General features: G+C 45.2%; 27 protein-coding genes. 25 read left to right on the forward strand and 2 right to left on the reverse strand.

Annotation, left to right across the window (positions count from 1 at the left end):
* Positions 1 to 19: 19 nt before the first annotated feature.
* The 9 genes from folK (at position 20) to HMPREF9389_RS07415 (ending at position 5,966) form a co-directional block, all read left to right on the forward strand.
* Positions 20 to 832, forward strand: a complete 813-nt coding sequence (gene folK / locus HMPREF9389_RS07450) for a 2-amino-4-hydroxy-6-hydroxymethyldihydropteridine diphosphokinase (RefSeq protein ID WP_002928936.1) — start codon at positions 20 to 22, stop codon at positions 830 to 832.
* A gap of 94 nt (positions 833 to 926) precedes the next feature.
* The gene (locus HMPREF9389_RS07445; RefSeq protein ID WP_002928938.1) at positions 927 to 1,634 is read left to right on the forward strand and encodes an ABC transporter ATP-binding protein; all 708 of its coding nucleotides are present in this window, start codon (positions 927 to 929) and stop codon (positions 1,632 to 1,634) included.
* 1 nt (position 1,635) lies between these two features.
* The gene (locus HMPREF9389_RS07440; protein ID WP_002928943.1) at positions 1,636 to 2,424 is read left to right on the forward strand and encodes a lantibiotic ABC transporter permease; all 789 of its coding nucleotides are present in this window, start codon (positions 1,636 to 1,638) and stop codon (positions 2,422 to 2,424) included.
* On the forward strand, positions 2,424 to 3,146 hold the full coding sequence (locus HMPREF9389_RS07435; RefSeq protein WP_002928944.1) for a hypothetical protein: 723 nt from the start codon (positions 2,424 to 2,426) through the stop codon (positions 3,144 to 3,146). The genes HMPREF9389_RS07440 and HMPREF9389_RS07435 overlap by 1 nt, the downstream gene beginning before the upstream one ends.
* Positions 3,147 to 3,158: 12 nt before the next feature.
* Positions 3,159 to 3,857 (forward strand): response regulator transcription factor, encoded by a 699-nt coding sequence (locus HMPREF9389_RS07430; protein ID WP_002928945.1) that lies wholly within the window; start codon positions 3,159 to 3,161, stop codon positions 3,855 to 3,857.
* On the forward strand, positions 3,824 to 4,861 hold the full coding sequence (locus HMPREF9389_RS07425; RefSeq protein ID WP_002928947.1) for a sensor histidine kinase: 1,038 nt from the start codon (positions 3,824 to 3,826) through the stop codon (positions 4,859 to 4,861). Before HMPREF9389_RS07430 ends, HMPREF9389_RS07425 begins: the two co-directional genes overlap by 34 nt.
* Positions 4,862 to 5,157: 296 nt before the next feature.
* On the forward strand, positions 5,158 to 5,361 hold the full coding sequence (locus tag HMPREF9389_RS07420; protein WP_002896748.1) for a helix-turn-helix transcriptional regulator: 204 nt from the start codon (positions 5,158 to 5,160) through the stop codon (positions 5,359 to 5,361).
* Complete coding sequence (locus HMPREF9389_RS12140) at positions 5,358 to 5,522, forward strand: hypothetical protein (protein ID WP_002928949.1); 165 nt, start codon at positions 5,358 to 5,360, stop codon at positions 5,520 to 5,522. Before HMPREF9389_RS07420 ends, HMPREF9389_RS12140 begins: the two co-directional genes overlap by 4 nt.
* 9 nt (positions 5,523 to 5,531) lie before the next feature.
* Positions 5,532 to 5,966: a hypothetical protein gene (locus HMPREF9389_RS07415; RefSeq protein WP_002928951.1), complete on the forward strand. Its 435-nt coding sequence runs from the start codon at positions 5,532 to 5,534 to the stop codon at positions 5,964 to 5,966.
* Between the two features lie 54 nt (positions 5,967 to 6,020).
* Here HMPREF9389_RS07415 and HMPREF9389_RS07410 read toward each other — a convergent pair whose 3' ends face one another.
* The gene (locus tag HMPREF9389_RS07410) at positions 6,021 to 7,505 is read right to left on the reverse strand and encodes a DUF1846 domain-containing protein (protein WP_002928953.1); all 1,485 of its coding nucleotides are present in this window, start codon (positions 7,503 to 7,505) and stop codon (positions 6,021 to 6,023) included.
* Positions 7,506 to 7,624: 119 nt separating this feature from the next.
* Entirely contained in the window at positions 7,625 to 8,689 is a 1,065-nt protein-coding gene (pepA, locus tag HMPREF9389_RS07405) for a glutamyl aminopeptidase (protein WP_002928954.1), read from the reverse strand.
* Positions 8,690 to 8,859: 170 nt separating this feature from the next.
* On the opposite strand from pepA, the gene HMPREF9389_RS0111250 reads away from it, so the two are divergent.
* The 16 genes from HMPREF9389_RS0111250 (at position 8,860) to groL (ending at position 21,339) form a co-directional block, all read left to right on the forward strand.
* Complete coding sequence (locus tag HMPREF9389_RS0111250; protein ID WP_002903480.1) at positions 8,860 to 9,147, forward strand: DUF4651 domain-containing protein; 288 nt, start codon at positions 8,860 to 8,862, stop codon at positions 9,145 to 9,147.
* Positions 9,144 to 9,479 carry a thioredoxin family protein gene (locus HMPREF9389_RS07400; RefSeq protein WP_002928956.1) on the forward strand — a complete coding sequence of 112 codons (336 nt, stop codon included), beginning with the start codon at positions 9,144 to 9,146 and terminating at the stop codon, positions 9,477 to 9,479. The genes HMPREF9389_RS0111250 and HMPREF9389_RS07400 overlap by 4 nt, the downstream gene beginning before the upstream one ends.
* On the forward strand, positions 9,476 to 10,102 hold the full coding sequence (ytpR, locus tag HMPREF9389_RS07395) for a YtpR family tRNA-binding protein (protein WP_002928957.1): 627 nt from the start codon (positions 9,476 to 9,478) through the stop codon (positions 10,100 to 10,102). The genes HMPREF9389_RS07400 and ytpR overlap by 4 nt, the downstream gene beginning before the upstream one ends.
* 41 nt (positions 10,103 to 10,143) lie before the next feature.
* Entirely contained in the window at positions 10,144 to 10,905 is a 762-nt protein-coding gene (locus HMPREF9389_RS07390) for an SDR family NAD(P)-dependent oxidoreductase (protein ID WP_002928958.1), read from the forward strand.
* A gap of 77 nt (positions 10,906 to 10,982) precedes the next feature.
* Complete coding sequence (locus HMPREF9389_RS07385) at positions 10,983 to 11,378, forward strand: single-stranded DNA-binding protein (protein ID WP_002928959.1); 396 nt, start codon at positions 10,983 to 10,985, stop codon at positions 11,376 to 11,378.
* Positions 11,379 to 11,659: 281 nt separating this feature from the next.
* Positions 11,660 to 12,646, forward strand: a complete 987-nt coding sequence (locus HMPREF9389_RS07380; RefSeq protein WP_002928967.1) for a substrate-binding domain-containing protein — start codon at positions 11,660 to 11,662, stop codon at positions 12,644 to 12,646.
* Positions 12,646 to 13,959 carry a sensor histidine kinase gene (locus tag HMPREF9389_RS07375; protein WP_002928969.1) on the forward strand — a complete coding sequence of 438 codons (1,314 nt, stop codon included), beginning with the start codon at positions 12,646 to 12,648 and terminating at the stop codon, positions 13,957 to 13,959. The genes HMPREF9389_RS07380 and HMPREF9389_RS07375 overlap by 1 nt, the downstream gene beginning before the upstream one ends.
* Positions 13,952 to 14,635: a response regulator transcription factor gene (locus HMPREF9389_RS07370; RefSeq protein WP_002896732.1), complete on the forward strand. Its 684-nt coding sequence runs from the start codon at positions 13,952 to 13,954 to the stop codon at positions 14,633 to 14,635. Before HMPREF9389_RS07375 ends, HMPREF9389_RS07370 begins: the two co-directional genes overlap by 8 nt.
* On the forward strand, positions 14,632 to 15,915 hold the full coding sequence (locus HMPREF9389_RS07365; RefSeq protein ID WP_002928971.1) for an ABC transporter substrate-binding protein: 1,284 nt from the start codon (positions 14,632 to 14,634) through the stop codon (positions 15,913 to 15,915). The genes HMPREF9389_RS07370 and HMPREF9389_RS07365 overlap by 4 nt, the downstream gene beginning before the upstream one ends.
* Before the next feature lie 221 nt (positions 15,916 to 16,136).
* Positions 16,137 to 16,574, forward strand: coding sequence for a PTS sugar transporter subunit IIA (locus HMPREF9389_RS07360; RefSeq protein ID WP_002896730.1), 438 nt, complete (start codon positions 16,137 to 16,139; stop codon positions 16,572 to 16,574).
* 43 nt (positions 16,575 to 16,617) lie between these two features.
* Positions 16,618 to 17,112, forward strand: a complete 495-nt coding sequence (locus tag HMPREF9389_RS07355; protein ID WP_002896729.1) for a PTS system mannose/fructose/N-acetylgalactosamine-transporter subunit IIB — start codon at positions 16,618 to 16,620, stop codon at positions 17,110 to 17,112.
* 27 nt (positions 17,113 to 17,139) lie between these two features.
* Positions 17,140 to 17,985: a PTS mannose/fructose/sorbose/N-acetylgalactosamine transporter subunit IIC gene (locus HMPREF9389_RS07350; protein WP_002896728.1), complete on the forward strand. Its 846-nt coding sequence runs from the start codon at positions 17,140 to 17,142 to the stop codon at positions 17,983 to 17,985.
* Positions 17,969 to 18,823: a PTS system mannose/fructose/sorbose family transporter subunit IID gene (locus HMPREF9389_RS07345; protein ID WP_002896727.1), complete on the forward strand. Its 855-nt coding sequence runs from the start codon at positions 17,969 to 17,971 to the stop codon at positions 18,821 to 18,823. Before HMPREF9389_RS07350 ends, HMPREF9389_RS07345 begins: the two co-directional genes overlap by 17 nt.
* Before the next feature lie 94 nt (positions 18,824 to 18,917).
* A complete protein-coding gene (locus HMPREF9389_RS07340; protein ID WP_002928974.1) occupies positions 18,918 to 19,208 on the forward strand; it encodes a hypothetical protein in 291 nt (96 codons plus the stop codon).
* A 203-nt stretch (positions 19,209 to 19,411) separates the two neighbouring features.
* Positions 19,412 to 19,693 (forward strand): co-chaperone GroES, encoded by a 282-nt coding sequence (gene groES / locus HMPREF9389_RS07335; RefSeq protein WP_002919847.1) that lies wholly within the window; start codon positions 19,412 to 19,414, stop codon positions 19,691 to 19,693.
* Positions 19,694 to 19,716: 23 nt separating this feature from the next.
* Positions 19,717 to 21,339 carry a chaperonin GroEL gene (groL, locus tag HMPREF9389_RS07330; protein WP_002928978.1) on the forward strand — a complete coding sequence of 541 codons (1,623 nt, stop codon included), beginning with the start codon at positions 19,717 to 19,719 and terminating at the stop codon, positions 21,337 to 21,339.
* Positions 21,340 to 21,454: the final 115 nt, after the last annotated feature.

Here is a 21,454-nt window from a genome sequence, read left to right on the forward strand (position 1 = left end):
AATCAGAAAGGATAAGAAAATGGATCAACTGCGCATTAAGGATTTGGAAGTGTATGCCTATCACGGTCTGTTTGGAGCAGAGAAGGAGTTGGGCCAGCGTTTTGTGCTGGATCTGATTTTGGACTATGATATGACTCGGGCTGCCAAAACAGGCGACCTAACAGCTTCTATCCACTATGGAGAATTAGCTCAGGATTTGACCCACTGGTGTCAGGAAAGCAAGGAGGACTTGATTGAGACGCTGGCTTACAAGTTGATTGATCGGATTTTTCTGACTCATCCTTTGGTGCAGAAGGTCAGTTTGGAGGTCAAAAAACCTTGGGCACCGGTGCCGCTGCCTTTAGAGACTTGCTCAGTCAAGTTAGTACGTCGAAAGTTGAAAGCCTTTATCGCTCTGGGCAGCAATCAAGGCAACCCAGCTGCCAATTTGGATGCGGCTTTGGAAAAAATGGCAGAACAAAATATAAGAGTTTTGCAAGCATCAAGCCGTATCGAGACAGAGCCTTGGGGTGGCGTTGAGCAGGATCGGTTCCTCAATCAAGTTGTTGAAGTTGAGACTTGGCTCAATCCTGAGGAGTTAATGCAGACGCTCTTGGCCATCGAAGCTGATTTAGGGCGCGTGCGGGAGATCAAATGGGGACCGCGTGTGATTGATCTGGATATTCTTTACATAGGACAAGAAGAGTTTTATAGTCCGGACTTGATTGTTCCTCATCCTTATGTGGCTGAACGAGCTTTTGTCTTGCAATCTCTGGTGGAAATCGCGCCACACTTTGTCGATCCAGTACAGAAAAAAAGCATCCGCCAACTCTGGGATGAGGTTGAAAAATGAGAAAAGAAGCTTGTCGTAAGGCAAGTTTTTTTATTGTCTGAAGTTTCTCTGAACTTACCCCTGTATACTAAAGAAAAATCAAAAGGAGTTCAGTATGGAACATACAGTGAAAATAGAAGGAGTCTGCAAAAAGCATGGCAGCAAGCAGATTTTAGAAGATATTTCTTTTACAGCTAGAAGCGGTCGGATTACAGCCTTTCTGGGTCCAAATGGTGCTGGTAAAAGCTCGACCTTGAGGATTCTCTTGGGGTTAGATCGAGCAACAGTAGGGACTGCAACTTTTGATGGGCGAACTTATCAGTTAATGACTTATCCGCTCAGAACGGTAGGTGCAGCCTTTGACGGCATTGGCGGTCTGCCAAATCGAAAGGTCTATGACCACTTGAGAATTATTGCGGCGAGTAATGCTATTCCCAAGTCTCGGATTGATGAGGTTTTGGAGATGACTGGAATCGCTCATAAGAGGAAGGACTTCTTGTCAAGCCTGTCTCTGGGGGAAGGTCAACGGTTGGGTTTAGCAGCAGCTTTGCTGGGTGATCCTCAGTTTCTTATATTAGATGAGCCGACTAATGGACTAGATCCAAGTGGGATTAAGTGGTTTAGAAAGTTCATCCGTCGGCAGGCTGATTTAGGGAAAACGGTACTTCTATCTTCTCATATCCTATCAGAGGTACAAATGGTGACAGATGATGTAGTCTTGATTCATCATGGGCGAATTATTGAGCAGGGACGATTGGAAGAGGTGCTGCAAGATTCAGACAGTCTAGAAGATCTCTTCTTTGATTTGACAGAGGAGGTTTAAGATGAAAGAAACGATGTCCTTATTGTATTCAGAATGGTTGAAAATCCGCTCAACCAAGGCTTTCAAAGTGAGTCTGGCCTTTATGTTGCTATTGGTGCCTGTCGTATCCTGGCTGGAGGGCCGACAGTATTTGTCTATTGGCTTGGATGCCACACCTGAGACGGTTCCCGGTCTGGCAGAAGCCATTGACCCGCTGGAATATCTGGGTCTCAACGGAGCCTCTATGGCGGGCATGGTTTTGGTCATCTTAGCTGGAATTTTGGGAGCTATGGAATTTCAGTCTCATAGCTTGAGAACTAGCCTCTTGACCTGTAATAACCGCCTGAAGTTGCTTGTGGGTAAACTCATGACCTTTACTTGCTTTTCTCTTGCCACTAGCTTTTTATCAATTTACTTTAGTTATATGGCCATGCATCTGGCTTTAGGAAAGGAGGGGCTTGATCCGATTCTGCTCAATCAGGCGGCTTGGAGTCTGATTTTGTGGAAAACCTTATCTCTGACCTTATTGGGAATCCTTTCGTTTTTGTTAGGTTTATTGGCTCGGACCATGCTAGTACCTCTGCTTTTTCTCGTACCCCAAATCTATAATCTGGGAAACTACCTGGCAGCTCACACGAGTTGGGGAGCTTATTTGCCACAGCCAGCAGGAGAGTTGTTTACTGCAACGCCAACTTCCCAATATGCCAACAATCCCTTGCAAGGGCTGTTGATACTAGGCGCATGGTTACTAGTCATCGGCGGTATGACCTCTCTGCGCTTTTTGAAGACGGATTTAGGAGGGCGCTACTGATGATCAAAGCTCTGCTTAGAAGTGAATGGATTAAGTTCCGTTCTTACTATCTCGCTCTTGGTGCAGCCTTGGTGGCTCTGGGAGTCGTTCCATTTTTTCTGATGAATCTTGACTACAGTCAAACAGCAGTTGGCCAAACAAAGGCTCTGAGTGAGGCTTTGCATGCCCTCTATCTGGCACAGCCTGTCATCGTCATCTTTACTTCCCTCTATTTTGCCCAGGAGTTTGTCAAATCAGGGATGCGAACGAATTTTCTAACCGTATCAAATAGAAAGGCTTGGTTGGCTGGGAAATTCCTTTTTCTGGCCTTGCTGCTCTTGGTTCTCTATAGTGTCATTATAAGTAGCTGTTTCTTTGTTATGCTGGCTCGATTTGACCTAAGCTTTAGTTGGTCCTTACTGGGGAAATTCCTCTATTACAGCTCTTTTGGTCTTCTCAGCAATATTTTTCTGGCTTTTTTAACTGCTGGCCTCGCTTTGCTATTTCAATCTTGGGTTGTGCCGGTGTCGGTGCTCTTTCCTCTCTTGATTGGCCTCAGCCGTTTATTGGCAACTTTTATCAAGGAAGCAAAATACCTGCCCGATCTGGCTACGCTAAATCTTTTTGAGTATGAAGGATTTCAGCATTCAATAGATCTCTCAGGGCTGGGAATACAGCTTTTATGGTTAGCTTTGGTTTGGAGCTCTGCTATATTCTTAACCTTGAAACGAGATGTTCGCTAGAGGTATGCTATAATGGAAATTATGAGACAGTATCGTATTTTGGTGGTTGATGACGACCGGAGCATTTTGAAGTTGGTGAAAAACGTCCTAGAGCTCGATGCTTATGATGTGACGACGCTTGATCGGATAGAAGACCTAGAGCTGACGCATTTTGTCGGATATGACTTGATTCTGCTGGATGTGATGATGGAGCCTGTTAATGGTTTTGAGCTGTGTTCCTACATTCGTCCTCATCTTTCGTGTCCAATCATCTTTCTGACGGCTAAGGAATTGGAGGCGGACAAGGTGGAAGGGCTCTTTCGCGGAGCAGATGACTATATTGTCAAGCCTTTTGGAACCAAAGAATTGCTGGCGCGTGTCAGAGCTCATCTTAGGCGGGAGGAAAGACGTGAGGAGCGATATTCTGAAATTGCTTCTTGTCAATTTTATCCAGAGCGCTATGAAGTTGCCTGTTTTGGTAAAGTCTTGAAATTTTCAGAGCGAGAGTTTAAGTTGCTACATTTACTAGCTAGCAATCCCAAGCAGACCTTTTCAGTTGAACGCCTGCATACCTTGCTTTACCCAGAAAGCTCAGAAACACAGCTTCGCTCCATCTCAGAATACGTATATCAGATTCGCCAAAAATGCAAACAAGAAGGGCTGCAATCAATCGCAACAGTGAGAGGAGTAGGCTATAGATGGCAATTAGAACCCGAAATTTCAAAAGCCTAGTCTGGACAACCAGTTTAAAAATCGTCTTTTTCCATGTTTTGATTTTTGTGCTTATAGGCTACGAATTTACGCAAGGAAGTAATCACGTTCTTTTCACCTTGTTCTTTTGGGCAGGGAGCTTGCTGCTGATTACTTTTTATCATATTTTGAAATTGCTCCGAAAAATCGATAGGGAAATAAAAATGCTAAAGAGCGAGAAGCTTTTAGAAGAAAATCAAAGTCAGCTTTTTCGGATTGAGGAAATGCTAGAAGTCTACAGCGATTTACGGAGCAGCCACCAAGAAAATGCTCGTCTTTTAGAAAGAGAGCTGCAGCATAATCAGGAGTTGATTTTACAGCTATCAGCGACATCGCACGATTTGAAGACGCCCCTAACTGTGATTAAGGGGAATGCTGAGCTCTTGGAATTGGCGCAGTTGGGTCAGCCACAGGCAGACTATGCTACTGAGATTTTGCAGGCTAGTCACAAAATGGAAGAGTATTGTGGCTCTTTGATTGATTATGCTAAGACCTTTCAGATTGATTTTAATCAGTTCAGTCAGCTTTCCTTAGAGGACTTTTTGGCTTATCTCCAGGACGATTGGGCACTGTTCAGCAAACAGGAAAGCTATCGTTTTTATCTCCAAGAAGATTGTGCTCTTAGTCTGATTTTGTCGATTCATTTGGACTATCTCAAACGGGCTTTGCTCAATATTTTACTGAATGCGCTTGAACATGCTGACCAGGATCAAAAGGAAGTCAAGCTGACGGTATCAGTTCAGCAGGACCAGTTGGTTTTTGCTATCTGGAACAACGGCCCTTCATTTTCAGAGGAGATGCTGCTGGGAGCGGAACGGCTCTTTTACCAGAGTGACCAAAGCCGCAATTCAGCTAATCCCCATCATGGTATCGGCTTAGCCTTTTCTAAGCAGGTAGCTCTCTTGCACGGTGGTCGTCTGACCCTGCTCAATCCAGACCAAGGAGGAGCCTGTGTCGAGTTGACTGTAGCTTTAAAAGGCAAATAACAAAGGAAATCAATAAAGATGATAAAAGAGAGTGGGACAGAAATCGGTAATTCGTTAGAATTCGATTTCGTCGTCCCGCCTCCGCACAGTTGAGTAGGGCTGTAAAAGCTGATGAAATCAGCGTAATAGAGCCCACTCAACCACTGCGTCTTGCTCGACAATCCAAAGACAATTGAGAGGCTAGGACTTTTGTCCCAGCCTCTTTTTTGCCGCTTTCTTCTTGACAAAAGATGTAAAGGAGACTATACTATATTTGAAAAGTAAAGTTTGTTTTACATTATGAAAAGGAGGCAGCCTTGGAAAATCGAATTCAAGAATTACGAAAAAGAAAAAAGCTCAGCCAGGAGGAGTTGGCTGAGAAGCTAGAGGTCACGAGACAAACGATTATTTCTTTGGAAAAGGGGCGCTACAATGCTTCGCTGCTTTTGGCTCATAAGATTGCATCCTTTTTCAATTTAAGGATTGAAGAAGTTTTTCTCTTTGAGGAGGATGAATCATGAAATGGACTTATTTGTGTAAATGGCTATTGGCTATTTTGGTGGTGGTTGGCTTATCTTATTTCCATTTCACCACCAATTTTATCCCTAAGGAAATCCTGCCTTTTGTGGGAATTATTCTAATTGTAGTGATCTTGAAAATTTTTCAAGCGTATGAAAAATAGGAGGCTGATATGGAAACACTAACGAAACAAGAATTTCGGAAAAAACTTCAAAGGAAAGTTATCGTGGGGCGTATCTTAATCTTTATCATCTTGCTAGGACTGGCCTGGAGCCATTTTCATTCTCTGGATGATCAGCAGGAAGGAGTCATGGTCGGCATACTGCTGGGGCTTTCTTTGATGACCATTCGGTATAATCTGGCCTTAAGACGGGAAGAAAATTTTGATAAGCTCTACATTCAGGTGACTGATGAGCGCAATCGCATGATTGACGAAAAGACTCGTACTTTGCTTTTCAATATCCTTTTGCTGCTGGCAGCGTGCTTGAGTGTCCTGTCCATGATTTTCCCAATCATCTTAAGTCTCAATCAGTTTCTGACCTTGAACATTATTCTGGTTTTGGGGCTTTACTATCTTTTGCGCTTTCTCTTGTCTAAGCGTTATTAACAAAAAAAGCTGGCAGAGCCAGCTTCCTCAACAAGCTTTTAACAGAGCTTGTTTTTATTTTCTATAGAGTCGATCATACTGGTAAACGGGGTCCATGGTTACATGGATGCCCAACTTACGCAGGACGTTTTTGTCTTCATCTGTCAGAGTGACAGTGGAGTGGGCCTCGCTGCCCTTGAGATTGCCGAGTTGTTGCATGGCATTTGCCGCATCTTGATTTTCCATGGCCGTGATAGCTAGAGCAATCAAGATTTCATTGGAGTGAAGACGCGGATTGCGGCTGCCCAGATGATTGATTTTCAGGCCTTGGATTGGCTTGACATACTCAGGCTCAATCAGCTTGGTCTCTTTGGCAATATTGGCTAATTTCTTAATGGCATTAATCAATACAGCTGCCGTAGGACCAAATAGTTCAGAGGTTTTACCGGTTACGATTTCACCGCTTGGCAATTCCAAGGCCAGAGCTGGCTCGCCAGTGCTTTCAGCCTTGGCCCGCGCAGCAACTGTTACCTTACGATCCAGCGGTGTAATGCCCAAGTCGTTCATCAAGAGTTCGATTTTCTTGACAGCAGATTCAGAAACGCGCTCTGCCTTGAAGTCCAGAATAGTCTGGTAGTAGCGGCGGATGATTTCCTGTTGAGATGCCTCGATAGCTGCATCGTTATCTACAATGGCAAAACCGACCATGTTAACGCCCATGTCCGTTGGGGATGCATAAGGTGATTTTCCAAGGATGCGCTCTAGCATACGTTTGAGTACTGGGAAAATTTCAATATCACGGTTGTAGTTGACTGTGGTTTTTCCGTAGGTTTGCAGGTGGAAAGGATCAATCATGTTGACATCGTCGAGGTCTGCCGTCGCTGCCTCATAGGCTAAATTGACCGGATGGTGCAAGGGCAGATTCCAAACTGGGAAGGTTTCAAACTTGGCGTAGCCTGATTTGATGCCATTGATTTGGTCGTGATACATATTGGATAGGCAAGTAGCCAATTTACCAGAACCAGGACCAGGTGCGGTAACAACGACTAGATTACGGCTGGTTTTGATGTAGTCGTTTTTCCCCATACCTTCAGGTGAGATGATATGGTCCATGTCGGTCGGATAGCCCTTGATCGGGTAGTGGATGTAGGAGGCGATGCCATTCTTTTCCAGCTGGCTGCGGAAAAGGTCAGCTGCTGGCTGGCCGGAATACTGGGTGATGACCACTGATCCCACGTAAATATCCAGTTCATTAAAGGTATCAATCAGCCGCAGAACTTCCTGGTCATAGGAAATACCCAAATCGCCACGTGCCTTAGAGTGCTCAATGTTGTTGGCGTTGATAGCAATGACAATCTCAACTTGGTCTTTGAGCTCTTTAAGCAGTCTGATTTTATTGTCCGGCTCATAACCTGGCAGGACACGGGCAGCATGGAAGTCTTCCAGCATTTTACCACCGAATTCCATGTAAAGTTTGCCCTCAAATTGATTGATGCGCTCCAAGATATGGTCGCGCTGCAGGTTTAAGTATTGTTCTGAATCAAAAGCAATTTTTTTCATGTATATTTTCACCTCTGCTAAGCATTATAACAAAATTTTCTTCAAATTGGAAAGTTGAAAGGGAAAGCATCAGACAAAAGAGATAGCAGCCCGAATGAAGAACGGACTGCCTTTTGAAATTAATAGTTGGTAATCGTGTCCACCGTTGAGCGATCCAGCTTTTTGACCAAAGCTTGCAGGAAAGCTTGGGCTTGCAAGAAATCGTCCATGGCATAGAGAGTTTGGTGAGAATGAATGTAGCGGGCGCAGACACCAATGGTAGTAGATGGTACGCCGCCGCTTTGGAGATGGGCAGCCCCAGCATCCGTTCCTCCCTTGCCGCAGTAGTATTGGTACTTGATGCCAGCTTCCTCAGCAGTTGTCAAGAGGAAGTCCTTCATAGCTGGCAGCATGAGATGACCAGGATCAAAGAAGCGAATCAACGTTCCGTCGCCGATGGCCCCTTGACCGCCGTAGATGTCGCCCGCTGGGGAGCAGTCCACAGCCAGAAAGACCTCGGGAGCAAATTTTGTCGTTGAAGCATGGGCACCACGCAGGCCAACCTCTTCTTGAACATTAGCACCGACATAGAGTTGGTTGCCTAGTTGTTGACCAGACAAGGCTTGAGCCAATTCGCTGACCATAAGGACGCCGTAGCGGTTGTCCCAGGCTTTGGAGATGATATTTTTACCGTTAGCTGTGAGAATAGCAGAGCTGTCTGGCACGATTGTGTCTCCTGGACGGATACCGTAGCTTTCAGCTTCGGCCTTGTCCGCAAAGCCACCGTCAAAGACAATGTCCGCAATCTGCGGCATGACCGGTCCGCCAGATCCGCGCGTCAGATGAGGAGGGACAGAGCCTGAGATAAGAGGGATTTCCCGACCTTCACGGGTGAAGAGTTTGAAGCGTTGGCTGCTAACGACCAGAGGATTCCAGCCACCGATTTCCACCACGCGGAAGGTCCCGTCAGCTTTGATCTCGCTGACCATAAAGCCAACCTCGTCCATGTGGGCCGCTACCAATACACGGGGAGCATTTTCAGCTTCTGCATGGCGTACCCCAAAGATGCCGCCTAGACCGTCGGTGACGACCTCATCGACATGGGGAGTGATCTTTTCCCGCAGGTAGCTGCGAACAGGTGCCTCGTGACCCGAAATAGCAGAAAGCTCTGTTACTTCCTTGATTTTTGAAAATAATGTTGTCATAAACTTACCTTCTTTCTGCCCCCTATTTTATCACTTTTTGCGGTAAATGAGTAGGGAAATCTTATAGCTTGCCTGAATCAACAGGAACGCCCATTCAAGAATCCAGCTTATCCAAGGAAAATCTGGAATATTGTTTGTCGCCTCTGCTCTTTTGTGTTAAAATATTCTACATGAAAGCTAAAAAAATCATTTTAACCACAACCGCCCTTTTGGGGGCTGGAGCGCTGGCTTTTGGGGCAGCCAAAGTCGTACAGGAACAGAAAAGACTGCGTAATCGGGAGGAAATCGTCGAGCTTGTGCGAGATTTCTTTTCCAGTCAGGGTACTATTTCCTGTCTCTATGTCAAGCTCTACGAGTCCACGGATGACCGCTTGGTTGGCGGTCTGGTTTTAGAGGACGACCGTCATTTTGCTTTTGTCTATGAAAATGGTCAGCTAAGCTACGAGGAAGAAGCATGATTTTTCCTGTAAATATAGAGGAATTGGCTTCTTATGTCAATGATGGGGAGAAGACTGTCTTCTTTTTCACGGCTGACTGGTGCGGAGATTGCCGCTTTATCAAGCCTTTTCTGCCAGAGATAGAAGCGGAAAATCCTGACTATCGCTTTATCCAAGTGGACCGTGATGCCTATCTGGAACTGGCCAAAGAGTGGGACGTTTACGGGATTCCCAGCTTAGTAGTGCTGGAAAAGGGACAGGAGATTGGCCGGCTGGTCAATCGTGAACGCAAGACCAAGGGTCAACTCAATGAATTTTTAGCTAGTATAAGAGAAAAAGGGAGCGTAAAATGATTTTTACCTATAATAAAGAATATGTCGGTGATGTGCTGATGATTATTGTTGCGGACAATCAAGGAGCTAAACTGGCGGCTGAGCGCAAGGGACGGCTAGCGCGTGTTTACCGTGAAGACAATGGCCAGATAGTAGCTTGGAATATTTTTGAGCAGTCAGACCTTTTTGAAATTGCAGAGCGCGGACAGGTCTTTTTGACAGATGAGCAAGTGGCCATTCTCAATCAGGAGTTGAGCAAGGCAGGCTTCCCAGCGGACTTGGTTAATGACAGCCAACCGAAGTTTGTGGTTGGAGAAATCGTTGATATGGTAGCTCATCCAGACAGTGACCACCTTAATATCTGCCAAGTTGCAGTCGCAAGTGATAAGACTGTTCAAATCGTGGCCGGTGCTCCTAATGCCAAAGTCGGCCTCAAAACGATTGTGGCTCTGCCAGGTGCCATGATGCCTAAAGGAAATTTGATTTTTCCTGGAGAACTTCGAGGCGAAAAGAGTTTTGGCATGATGTGCAGCCCACGGGAACTTCAGCTGCCTAATGCGCCTCAAAAACGTGGGGTTATTGAATTATCAGATGACCAGGTTGTTGGAACTCCATTCGACCCAGCTAAACACTGGACTGCCTAGGAAGTTGTCAGTATCTTATACACCAGATAGGAGGGAATAAGATGGCGAAAAATGTTGTGATTACAGGAGCGACATCAGGAATTGGTGAAGCGATTGCGCGTGCTTATATGGAAATGGGTGAGAATGTCGTTCTAACAGGGAGACGGACAGACAGACTAGAAGCCCTCAAGTCGGAGTTTGCAGAAACTTTTCCAAATCAAACGGTTTGGACTTTCCCACTGGATGTGACGGATATGGCCATGGTGAAGACCGTCTGTTCCGATATTCTAGAAACGATTGCTCAGATAGATATCTTGGTCAATAACGCTGGACTGGCTTTAGGACTGGCTCCCTATCAGGACTATGATGAGTTGGATATGCTGACTATGCTAGATACCAATGTCAAGGGTTTGATGGCGGTTACTCGCTGTTTCTTGCCTTCCATGGTAGCAGTCAATCAAGGTCATATTATCAATATGGGATCAACAGCAGGAATCTACGCCTATGCGGGTGCAGCGGTCTATTCAGCCACCAAGGCTGCCGTCAAGACTTTTTCAGATGGGCTTCGAATCGATACCATCGCAACAGACATCAAGGTGACAACCATTCAACCGGGGATTGTTGAAACAGATTTTTCTGCAGTACGTTTTCATGGTGACAAAGAGCGGGCTGCGACGGTTTATCAGGGAATCGAAGCCTTGCAAGCTCAAGATATCGCAGATGCAGTGGTCTATGTGACCGGTCAACCTCCTCGTGTGCAGATTACAGATATGACCATTATGGCCAATCAACAGGCGACAGGATTTATGGTTCATAAAAAGTAAAAAATTTTCATCGAAAAGTTACAAATTTCTGTAACTTTTTTTGATTTCCTGCGAATAAATAGATAGGAGGAAAGAATATGTATAATAAAGTAATTGTAATCGGCCGGCTGACGGCTACGCCTGAACTTCACAAGACTGCGAATGAAAAATCTGTGGCCCGCGCAACGGTCGCGGTTAATCGCCCTTATAAATCTCAGAGCGGTGAGCGTGAGGCGGATTTTGTAAACGTGGTTGTCTGGGGGCGTCTAGCTGAGACTTTAGCCAGCTATGCAAGCAAGGGCAGCTTGATTTCTCTAGATGGTGAGTTGCGGACTCGTCGCTATGAAAAGGAGGGGGCCACTCATTATGTGACAGAGGTGCTTTGTCATAGCTTCCAGCTGCTGGAAAGTCGGGCTCAGCGCGCTCTGCGTGAAAATAACAGCGGAGCTGATTTGGCAGATTTAGTATTGGAAGAAGAGGAACTTCCCTTTTAAGCAAGAAGCAAAGAGTGGGAAATGACCCAGCTCTAAAAAAATCATTATTCAGTTTTGCAGGATGCAAGCTCTGTTTGACTGAAAGTCTCTTTCTATCAAGCTTTTAAAAGTTTAATTATGATTGTCGAGGTGGGACCAAGAATCAAAAATCAATGATTTTTTAGATTCTCTTTCGCCTCTTTTATTATAGCCATTTCTGGAAAGATTTTGCTTTTTGCCGGCTTTGTAATATAATAATCCTATATGTTTCATAAAGGTGCTTGCGGCATAGGGGGTGAAAAATGGTATCAGCTAAAGTCAAAAAACGGATACAGCATTATCAGAAAAAGGCTCTCTGGCCGCTTTTCATTCTGCTTATCTTGGGTTTGCTTTTTGTTTATTTCAAGGGCGTTCTGCCAGATGAGAAGCAGGTCAAGATTGGGGTGACCTACATGACCATGAACAATGACTTTTACAAGACCTTAAATGCGGAACTGGAGAAGAAAACCAACCAGCAGGGCAGCCGACTTTACGTTCGGGATCCTGAGCTGGATGAGGGCAAGCAGAGCCAGCAGATTGACTTTTTTGTCCGAGAAAAGGTTGATGTCATTGTTATCAATCCAGTGAAAAGCAATAGTCCCAGTATCATTTCCTCTCTTCAAAAGGCCAAGAAAGCTGGGATTAAAATCATCGTAGTGGATGCGCCTATCAGTCAGGATGTAAAAGTGGATACGACCATTGTGTCTGATAACTACCAAGCAGGCGTCCTGATTGCCCAGGACATGATGAAGCGCCGGCCTTCTGCTAATATTCTCCTTCTAGAGCACCGCAATGCCGTCTCTGCCATGGACCGGATTCAGGGATTTATTGATACGATTGAAAAACAGCCTAGCTACAAGATTATTTCCCAGAAAGAAACACTAGGCCAGACAGAGGAAACCATGCCACAGGTCAAAGGGGCTCTAGACGAGGGTCTGGACTTTAATGTAGTTATGGCGCTCAATGATCGAGCAGCCATCGGGGCCTTGGCTGCTATTAAAAATCAGGGTCTTGATAAGAAAATCTCAATCTATGGCGTGGATGGTTCACCAGATATCAAAAACTTTCTGGCTACGACTAGCGATATTGAGGGAACCGTGGCCCAATCCCCCATTCAGATGGGACGCAAGGTGGCGCAGGTAATTGAGCTGATGCAGGAGGGGAAATCCTACGACAGACAATACCTGATTCCAGTTCACTTAGTCAACAGAGATAATATCAGTCAATACACAGTTACAGGGTGGCAATAATGAGACCTCAAAAAAGTATATTTTACAGCAAAATAGCCCTGATGGTCATCAATCTGGTTGCCATTGTCTATAATGCATCCATCTATCTCTTTGCGACCAACTATGTAGCGGCTAAGGGCTTCAGTCACTCGCTTTTGGAGCGTTTGGATGCTATTCCGGGATCTCCCAGCTTGATTTTCTGGGTATCAATTAGCCTCTATGGCAGTCTGCTTTTGGTCATGTACTATCGCGAGCGCCATCCCAATCAGCTGTCCGTCTATGACAAGGCGACTATTATTGAAATCCTGCTCATGCTGGTCATCTTTTCCGTCTTGCATTCGTCCTACAATGGCTTGATTCTCTTGGTGTTTGCGGATATTTTCTATGGCTCTAAGGAGTTCAATGCTTCCAAGGACAAGAAGTACTGGTTTTCTTTCATTATTTTGAGCTTTGGCATGCTGCTCTTGTCCAACTATGACCTCATGTCGCTCTTTATCAAGCTGCCTTCTCTAGATACCTATATTCGGTTTTACCCAGAGTCTGTCCGGCTGTTACTGCTTTTTGGTAAGAATTTCCTCTATTCTTTAAATATCGTCGTTTTTATGATTTCCTTGCTCTTCTATATCTTGTCGGCTATTACGGAGCGTCATCGGATTGAGGAAGAGCTGCGCATGGCTTCTCAGGCCAATCGCGAGTTGAACTCTTACCTTGCTTTGTCTGAGAAAATAGCAGAAGACCGAGAACGGAAGCGTATTGCCAGAGAGATTCACGATACATTGGGCCATGCCCTGACAGGAATTTCAGCGGGTATTGATGCGGTCAAGGTCTTGGTTGATATTGATACCAATCGGGCTAAGGAGCAGCTCAATAATGTCTCAGTCGTCGTTCGAGATGGTATCCGTGACGTCCGAGGCTCGCTCAATAAGATGCGGCCGGGAGCTCTGGAAAATAACACTTTGAAGGAAGCACTGATTAAGATTATCCGTGAGTATGAAGCCATCTCCAATTTGGAGATTCATCTCCGCTACGAATGGGATAATATTGACTTGGATATTGCCAAGGAAGACATTGTCTTCCGGGTGATTCAGGAGTCTATTACCAACTCTGTCCGCCATGGGCATGCCAAGACTATCTGGATTGAGCTGCTGGAGGAAGAGTCCTATGTAATGACCATTCAGGATGATGGTGTTGGCTTTGATGAACTCCACTATGGCTATGGCCTCAAGCAGATGCAGGAGCGCCTAATGATTATTGGTGGAAGCGTCCGCTTTGAAAATCGGGACGGTTTCTACACGCATATCGAAATCCCAAAAATAGGAGGAAGACATGATTAAGGTTTTAATAGCAGACGATCAGGCCTTGATTCGCGAGTCTCTGCAAATCATTCTGTCTGCCCACGCAGATATTGAGGTAGTCGGGACAGTCGGAGACGGCAAGGAAGTGCTGGAAAAGCTTCATCGGGTACGTCCAGATGTGATTTTGATGGATATTCGCATGCCAGTCATGGACGGTGTTCTCTGTACTAAGGCTGTCAAAGAGCAGTATCCAGATGTTAAGATTATCATTCTGACGACCTTTGATGACGATGAATTTATCTTCTCTGCTCTCAAATACGGTGCGTCTGGTTATATTCTCAAAGGGGTTTCGACAGAAGAGCTTCACGAAGCCATTCAGACAGTCTATCGGGGCGGAGCCATGATCAATCCCAATATTGCCACCAAGGTCTTCAAAATCTTTTCACAGATGGCCCAGTCCAACTTTGCTATCACAGTGACGGAGGAAAATATAGAGGACATGAGCCGGACGGAGTGGAAGATTATCCAGCAGATTGGCTTTGGGATTTCTAATAAAGAAATTGCAGCCAAGCTTTTTCTATCAGAAGGGACAGTCCGAAATTACCTGTCAGGTATCCTAGCCAAGCTCAACTTGCGCGACCGAACCCAGCTGGCTATCTGGGCTGTGCAGACCGGAGTCACCCAGAGAGATTTTAGTAAGGAAAGCGACAAATGAAGTGGAGACTAAGACATTTGGCCCTACTGGTTGTCCTAATCATATCTGTTGCTCTGGCTTTTGTATTTTGGGCTTCAGCTCAGGAAAAAGTCCTTCGTATCGGTGTCTATGCTGGCTCTAGCTGGGATGTACCTAACAGCCGTGAAAACAAGGTCTTGGACAGCCTGATTAAAAAATTTGAAAAGACGCATCCTCATGTCAAGGTCGTCTACGAAAGCGGTATTCCCAAGGATGATTATGCTGACTGGCTGGCAGAGCAAGTCTTGAAAGGTGAGCAGCCAGATCTCTTTATGGTACCGGAAAACGACTTTAGCATGTTGGCTTCGACTGGCGCGCTTAAATCCTTGGATACCCTCCTAACGGATGATGAACGGACAGCCTTTTATCCGGTGGCTTATGAAGCTGGGCAATATCAGGGAGTCAGCTACGCTCTCCCAGTTGAGAGCAATCCCATCATGATGTGTGTCAATAAAGACTTGCTTGAAAAAGAAGGAATTAGCATTCCTGAGTCAGGCTGGACCCTGGCGGATTTCTATGAGATTTGCAAGAAAGTAACCAAGGATACCAATGGCGATGGTGTGGTGGATCAGTACGGTATTACGGATTACACTTGGCAGCAGGCTCTGGTAGCTTACGGCGGCCATCTTACCGATAAATCCGGTATCAATGTAGACAGCTCAGAGATGCACCAAGCCTTGGCCTTTATGAGCAAGCTAGACATGCTCAGCCAGCACTATAAGGTGACTTCTAATGACTTTGATGAGGGACGGGTGGCCTTCTATCCTATGAGTCTGGCCCAGTATCGAACCTACAAGCCTTACCCTTACCATGTTGCCAAGTATTCTAGCTTTTCTTGGACCTGTATCCCCATGCCAACAGCCAATAGCCAGGTGATGGGAACACAGGTCAAGACGTCGCTCTTTGCCATGTCTTCCAATAGTAAGCAAGAGAAGCTGGCTTGGGAATTTATGCTCTTGCTGTCACAGGATAAAGAAAGCCAGCAGGCCTTGTTTGAAAAATCACAGGGGACCTCAGTCTTACCATCTGTGGTGAAAAGTCAACAGGCTAGAGAAATCTTACAGGCAGATGATTTTGGCTTGGATTCCTTGACTTCTGAGAGGTTAGACCACATGATGAATCGCTCCATCATTGACATCAGTCTTGAAGTAGACCGTCATACAATGGACCGGATGGACTATCTGATTCAAAATGCTATGCAGAATCAAGAGATTGACAGTGCCTTGCCAAGCATTCAAAGAGAAATAGAAAGCGGAAAATAATCTGCTTTCTTTTTTTGTTGCTAATTAAGTCAGAAAAAAGTACAGCTGCCTAGACCAATATGACAATTGTCATATTTTTCCTAACAAATGTCATCTGGGCAAAGTGACATTTGACAATATGAAATCGGTTACAAACCTTGTACAATGAAATCATCAATAAATCCTTCGTCATCTAAAGCCTGACTTGGCTAAGAAGTCGAAGGATAAAGGAGGCAGGAAAGATGAAATACCTTGTACTGGTCAGCCATGGGGGACTGGCTGCAGGCGTGCAGAGTTCCTTGAAGATGTTTGCCGGAGACAAGACGGACCAGGTGATTGCGGTTGGTCTTCAGGAAGGCAAGTCAGTTGATGATTTTGCAGTTGATTTTACTCAGGCCTTGGCTGGCTTAAGCGCTGATGACAGTGTCTTAGTTCTGGCTGATATTGTAGGAGGCAGTCCTCTGACAACAGCAGCTAGCGTCTTAGCTGACATGGGTAAGCTCGACTCAGCAGTTATCTTGGGCGGTTTGAACTTGACCATGGGACTGACTGGCTTGGTTATGAAAGATATCTTAGACGGAAAAGAGCTGGCTCAGGCTATCCTTTCCGAGGCTACAGCTGCTTTGCAGGAATTTGAAGTCGTAAGTGATGCAGCTGACGAAGATGAAGACGACATTTAGTGCTTCCACTACACATTATAAAAGATAAAAGGAGATTTTAAAGATGACAGTATCATTTGTACGGATTGACGACCGCATGATCCACGGTCAAACAGTCACTCGCTGGGCTAAGGAATACCCTTGTGATGGCCTGATTGCAGTTAATAATGCTGCGGCGGGAAACAAGGTTTTGATTCAGGCCTACAAGGGAGCTTCTGATAAGAAGACTTTTGTTTGGACCAAGGAAGCCTTCAAGGAAAAATCAGGCAAGGTCACAGAGTCAGACAGCCGCTATTTCCTCATTACGAAAAATCCCGTGGACATGAAGGAAATCTTAGTGGACCAAGGTTTTGTACCTGGGGATGTTAAGGAAATTATCGTAGGTCCTGCTAATGACCGTCCGGGAGCTGTTAAGCTGGGCAACAACCAGTCCATCACCCAGGAAGAGGCAGAAGCGATTGAAGCGATCGAAAAAGCAGGCTACAAAGTCAAATTCCAGCTCTTACCAGATGTTTCTATCGGTTATTGGAGCGATTTCAAGTCTAAATTTGGTTTTTAATTACAATAATGAAAAGGAGAGTCTATTATGACAATTTCTTGGCTGCAAGCCGCTTTACTGGGTCTTTTCGCTAGTTTAGCTTCTATGCCTGGTATGGGTGGTTCTAGTATTGGTAACTACACTTTGGGACGTCCTCTGGTTGGAGGCTTGATTAGTGGGCTGATTCTCGGAGATTTAAAAACAGGGATTATGGTTGGGGTAGCCCTTCAGGTCCTCTATATCGCTCTGGTAACACCAGGTGGCACAGTTTCCGCTGACGTGCGGGCGATCTCTTACATTGGGATTCCTCTCGCAATCTTGTTTGTTCACTCTAAAGGAATCACGTCTGAATCTGCTATCGCTGCAGCAGCTGCCCCAATCGGAGCAGCCGTTGGTACCATCGGTACAGTTCTCTTCTATGGAACAGCCACTACAAACTTGCTTTGGCAGCACATTGGCTGGAAAGCTGTTGAAAAAGGCGAATTCAAAAAGCTTTACGCTGTTGACTGGGTCTATCCTTGGATTTCCCACTTTGTCTTCTCTTTCCTTCCAACCATGATCATCACGAAGTTTGGTCCCAATATGGTTGAACTGATGAAAACCCACCTGCCAATGGATGGCTTCATCATGAAATCCCTCTTTACAGTCGGAGCTCTTCTCCCATGTGTCGGTATTGCCATTCTCTTGAAGCAAATCGTTACCAAGGCTGCTGACTTTATTCCATTCTTTGTGGGCTTCACCTTGGCTAAATCACTTGGTCTTAATTTGGTTGCCAGTGCGGTTGTTTCATTGATTTTTGCAGTAATTTATTATGAATTGGAAGTAATCAAATCAGCTCGTGTGACTGCGCCAGCTGGTGGGGCTGACTTTGATGACGATGAGGAGGATATCTAAGATGGCTGAAAGAAAGAAAATAACTAAAAAGACTTTAGCGAAATCATTCCACCATTGGTACTATGGTCATTTGACTTGCTTCTCCCAAGAGCACATGCAGACTTTCGGCTACTTGACCTCTATGCTGCCAATCGTGGAAGAACTCTACAAAGACAAGGCAGAGCAGAAAGAAGCTATGCAGACCTATACGGCTTTCTTCAATACAGAACCTCAGCTTGGAGCTTTGGTAGTGGGGATTACAGCTGGTTTGGAAGAAGCGCGTGCCAATGGTGACGCTGTTGATGGCGAAACTATCAATGGTATGCGTGCCGGTCTCATGGGACCTATTGCGGGTATCGGTGACTCTTTGGTGGTTGGAACTTTGATTCCGGTTCTGCTAGGGATTGCCCTTGGTCTCTCGAAAGGTGGAAATCCTATCGGGGCTCTCTTTTACATCCTTGTCTGGAATGTTCTCATCTATGGCGGTATGCGCTTTGCCTACTTCAAAGGCTATGAATTAGGGGACAAGGCGGTAGAGTTCCTTGTAGGACCTAAAGGACAGGCGCTTCGTAAGGCAATCAGTGTCATTGGTGGTATGGTTATCGGGGCAGTTGCTGCAACTTGGGTCTCTGTAACGACTTCATTAGAGCTGAAAAATGCTGATGGCGAAGCCTTCCTGAAGCTGCAAGAAAAGATTGACGGTGTTTATCCAGGGCTCTTAACAGCTGGCTTTATCACTCTTTGCTGGTGGCTGATGGCTAAGAAAAAAGTATCACCAAACCTTGTTATGCTCCTCTTGGTTGTCATTGCTTTGATTGGTGTAGCGCTTGGCATCTTTGACCCTCAACTTAAATACTAATTCTCGCTCAATTTTAGGCTGGCAGTAAGTCCGATTTGCAGCTAGTCTAATACAAATTTGTTTGAGCAGAGTAAAAGAAAGAACGGAGAAGATCATGACAGAACAAGAATTGATTCAAGGCTATGAAACAGAAATTCACTACCAGAAGCATATGATTGAAAATCTAGGACGCTGGTTCAGTCTCTTCTTTGCCATTGCCAGCATCGGTCTTGTTCTGATTTATCTCTTTCATGAGACCAATCTCCTAGCGCTGATTGCAGGAATCGTCCTAGCTCTACTAGGGATCTTATCTATGCTCGTATTTGGCTATGGCATCTATAGAGGGCGCCTAAATCTGCAAAAAGTGATTGATGATTTTGAAGCAAAACTAAAACTTGCAAGATAGACATTCCCCCTAAAGACAAGTCTGAGAGGATTTTAGCTCGGACTTGTTTTTTTGAGTTTAGGACCAAGCGAAGAAAAAATAAAATTTTTCTTTCATCTAGCTGGTTTTTTTCTTGACTATTTCTGACCAAGTGATAAAATAATAACTATAGATTAGCACTCGATAGTTTAGAGTGCTAAAAATTCAATCTTTGGAGGAAAACTATGTTAAAACCATTAGGAGACCGTGTGGTCTTAAAAGTAGAAGAAAAAGAGCAGAAAGTCGGCGGATTTGTCATTGCAGGCAATGGCCAAGCAGCGACTAAGACAGCAGAAGTTGTCGCAGTCGGTCAAGGCATTCGTACTTTGAACGGTGAGCTGGTAGCCCTGAGCGTTAAGGAAGGGGACAAGGTTCTCGTAGAAAGCCATGCAGGCGTGGAAGTCAAGGACGGAGATGAAGCTTATCTCTTAGTCAGTGAAGCCAATATTCTAGCAGTTGTCGAGTAAGATTAGAAGAGAGGAATGATAAAATGGCAAAAGATATTAAATTTTCAGCAGATGCAAGAAGCAGTATGGTTCGTGGAGTTGACATCTTGGCGAATACTGTCAAGGTAACTTTGGGTCCTAAAGGCCGCAATGTCGTTTTGGAAAAATCCTTTGGCTCACCCCTTATTACCAATGACGGTGTAACCATTGCCAAGGAAATCGAACTAGAAGACCATTTTGAAAATATGGGCGCTAAGCTGGTGTCAGAAGTAGCTTCAAAAACCAACGATATCGCTGGTGACGGAACAACAACAGCAACTGTTTTGACACAGGCTATTGTTCGCGAAGGGATTAAAAATGTTACAGCTGGTGCTAATCCAATTGGTATCCGCCGCGGGATTGAAGCAGCCGTTGCAACAGCTGTTGAAGCCCTGAAATCTAACTCAGTACCAGTTTCTAACAAGGAAGCTATTGCTCAGGTTGCTGCCGTATCTTCTCGCAGCGAGAAAGTCGGTGAATATATCTCTGAAGCTATGGAAAAAGTTGGAAATGACGGTGTCATTACTATCGAAGAGTCCAAAGGAATGGAAACTGAGCTGGATGTAGTTGAGGGAATGCAGTTTGACCGCGGCTACCTGTCTCAATATATGGTAACTGACAATGAAAAAATGGTAGCCGAACTGGACAATCCTTACATCCTGATTACAGACAAGAAAATTTCTAACATTCAGGAAATCCTGCCACTACTGGAAAATATTTTGAAAACCAATCGTCCGCTTTTGATTGTTGCAGATGATGTAGACGGAGAAGCTCTGCCAACGCTAGTTCTTAACAAGATTCGCGGAACCTTTAATGTCGTGGCTGTCAAGGCACCAGGCTTTGGCGATCGTCGTAAGGCTATGTTGGAAGACATTGCTATCTTGACGGGAGGTACAGTGATTACAGATGATCTTGGCCTAGAGCTCAAAGATGCTACGATTGAAGCGCTTGGACAAGCTTCTAAAGTCACTGTTGATAAGGATAGCACTGTGATTGTGGAAGGTTCTGGCAATCCAGAAGCCATTGCTAACCGTGTGGCAGTTATTAAGTCACAGATTGAAAGCAGCACTTCTGAGTTTGACCGTGAAAAACTGCAAGAGCGCCTGGCTAAATTGTCCGGTGGTGTAGCTGTGATTAAGGTTGGAGCTGCAACTGAAACAGAACTCAAAGAAATGAAACTCCGCATCGAAGATGCCCTTAATGCAACTCGTGCAGCGGTAGAAGAAGGAATCGTATCCGGTGGTGGTACGGCCTATATCAACGTACTGGACGCTGTCGCAGGTCTTGAGTTGGCAGGGGATGAAGCGACAGGCCGCAATATTGTTCTCCGTGCTCTGGAAGAGCCAGTTCGTCAAATTGCCCTGAATGCAGGTTTTGAAGGCTCAATCGTCATTGACCGTCTGAAAAACTCTGAAGCTGGTACAGGCTTTAATGCAGCAACTGGTGAATGGGTTAATATGATTGAGGCTGGAATCATTGACCCAGTTAAGGTAACCCGTTCAGCCTTGCAAAATGCCGCTTCTGTTGCTAGTCTTATCTTGACAACTGAAGCAGTAGTGGCTAATCAACCAGAACCAGCAAGCCCAGCTCCAGCTATGGATCCAGGCATGATGGGCGGTATGATGTAGACCACAGTCACAAAACGCTAAATGATAAAAATAGAAAATTGCCCCAGTCTGATGGTGACTGGGGCAATTTTTTGTTAATCTTTCTATATCGTCTAGATACGTTTGAAGGATTTGC

Origin of the sequence: Streptococcus sanguinis SK355, from assembly GCF_000212855.1 — a bacterium.
Taxonomy (GTDB): domain Bacteria; phylum Bacillota; class Bacilli; order Lactobacillales; family Streptococcaceae; genus Streptococcus; species Streptococcus sanguinis_A.

What these genes read in the sequence shown, in the direction of transcription:
- folK (WP_002928936.1), top strand. Translation starts at nt 20, where the DNA reads ATGGATCAACTGCGCATTAAGGATTTGGAAGTGTATGCCTATCACGGT.
- HMPREF9389_RS07445 (WP_002928938.1), top strand. Translation starts at nt 927, where the DNA reads ATGGAACATACAGTGAAAATAGAAGGAGTCTGCAAAAAGCATGGCAGC.
- HMPREF9389_RS07440 (WP_002928943.1), top strand. Translation starts at nt 1,636, where the DNA reads ATGAAAGAAACGATGTCCTTATTGTATTCAGAATGGTTGAAAATCCGC.
- HMPREF9389_RS07435 (WP_002928944.1), top strand. Translation starts at nt 2,424, where the DNA reads ATGATCAAAGCTCTGCTTAGAAGTGAATGGATTAAGTTCCGTTCTTAC.
- HMPREF9389_RS07430 (WP_002928945.1), top strand. Translation starts at nt 3,159, where the DNA reads ATGGAAATTATGAGACAGTATCGTATTTTGGTGGTTGATGACGACCGG.
- HMPREF9389_RS07425 (WP_002928947.1), top strand. Translation starts at nt 3,824, where the DNA reads ATGGCAATTAGAACCCGAAATTTCAAAAGCCTAGTCTGGACAACCAGT.
- HMPREF9389_RS12140 (WP_002928949.1), top strand. Translation starts at nt 5,358, where the DNA reads ATGAAATGGACTTATTTGTGTAAATGGCTATTGGCTATTTTGGTGGTG.
- HMPREF9389_RS07415 (WP_002928951.1), top strand. Translation starts at nt 5,532, where the DNA reads ATGGAAACACTAACGAAACAAGAATTTCGGAAAAAACTTCAAAGGAAA.
- HMPREF9389_RS07410 (WP_002928953.1), bottom strand. Translation starts at nt 7,505, where the DNA reads ATGAAAAAAATTGCTTTTGATTCAGAACAATACTTAAACCTGCAGCGC.
- pepA (WP_002928954.1), bottom strand. Translation starts at nt 8,689, where the DNA reads ATGACAACATTATTTTCAAAAATCAAGGAAGTAACAGAGCTTTCTGCT.
- HMPREF9389_RS0111250 (WP_002903480.1), top strand. Translation starts at nt 8,860, where the DNA reads ATGAAAGCTAAAAAAATCATTTTAACCACAACCGCCCTTTTGGGGGCT.
- HMPREF9389_RS07400 (WP_002928956.1), top strand. Translation starts at nt 9,144, where the DNA reads ATGATTTTTCCTGTAAATATAGAGGAATTGGCTTCTTATGTCAATGAT.
- ytpR (WP_002928957.1), top strand. Translation starts at nt 9,476, where the DNA reads ATGATTTTTACCTATAATAAAGAATATGTCGGTGATGTGCTGATGATT.
- HMPREF9389_RS07390 (WP_002928958.1), top strand. Translation starts at nt 10,144, where the DNA reads ATGGCGAAAAATGTTGTGATTACAGGAGCGACATCAGGAATTGGTGAA.
- HMPREF9389_RS07385 (WP_002928959.1), top strand. Translation starts at nt 10,983, where the DNA reads ATGTATAATAAAGTAATTGTAATCGGCCGGCTGACGGCTACGCCTGAA.
- HMPREF9389_RS07380 (WP_002928967.1), top strand. Translation starts at nt 11,660, where the DNA reads ATGGTATCAGCTAAAGTCAAAAAACGGATACAGCATTATCAGAAAAAG.
- HMPREF9389_RS07375 (WP_002928969.1), top strand. Translation starts at nt 12,646, where the DNA reads ATGAGACCTCAAAAAAGTATATTTTACAGCAAAATAGCCCTGATGGTC.
- HMPREF9389_RS07370 (WP_002896732.1), top strand. Translation starts at nt 13,952, where the DNA reads ATGATTAAGGTTTTAATAGCAGACGATCAGGCCTTGATTCGCGAGTCT.
- HMPREF9389_RS07365 (WP_002928971.1), top strand. Translation starts at nt 14,632, where the DNA reads ATGAAGTGGAGACTAAGACATTTGGCCCTACTGGTTGTCCTAATCATA.
- HMPREF9389_RS07360 (WP_002896730.1), top strand. Translation starts at nt 16,137, where the DNA reads ATGAAATACCTTGTACTGGTCAGCCATGGGGGACTGGCTGCAGGCGTG.
- HMPREF9389_RS07355 (WP_002896729.1), top strand. Translation starts at nt 16,618, where the DNA reads ATGACAGTATCATTTGTACGGATTGACGACCGCATGATCCACGGTCAA.
- HMPREF9389_RS07350 (WP_002896728.1), top strand. Translation starts at nt 17,140, where the DNA reads ATGACAATTTCTTGGCTGCAAGCCGCTTTACTGGGTCTTTTCGCTAGT.
- HMPREF9389_RS07345 (WP_002896727.1), top strand. Translation starts at nt 17,969, where the DNA reads ATGAGGAGGATATCTAAGATGGCTGAAAGAAAGAAAATAACTAAAAAG.
- HMPREF9389_RS07340 (WP_002928974.1), top strand. Translation starts at nt 18,918, where the DNA reads ATGACAGAACAAGAATTGATTCAAGGCTATGAAACAGAAATTCACTAC.
- groES (WP_002919847.1), top strand. Translation starts at nt 19,412, where the DNA reads ATGTTAAAACCATTAGGAGACCGTGTGGTCTTAAAAGTAGAAGAAAAA.
- groL (WP_002928978.1), top strand. Translation starts at nt 19,717, where the DNA reads ATGGCAAAAGATATTAAATTTTCAGCAGATGCAAGAAGCAGTATGGTT.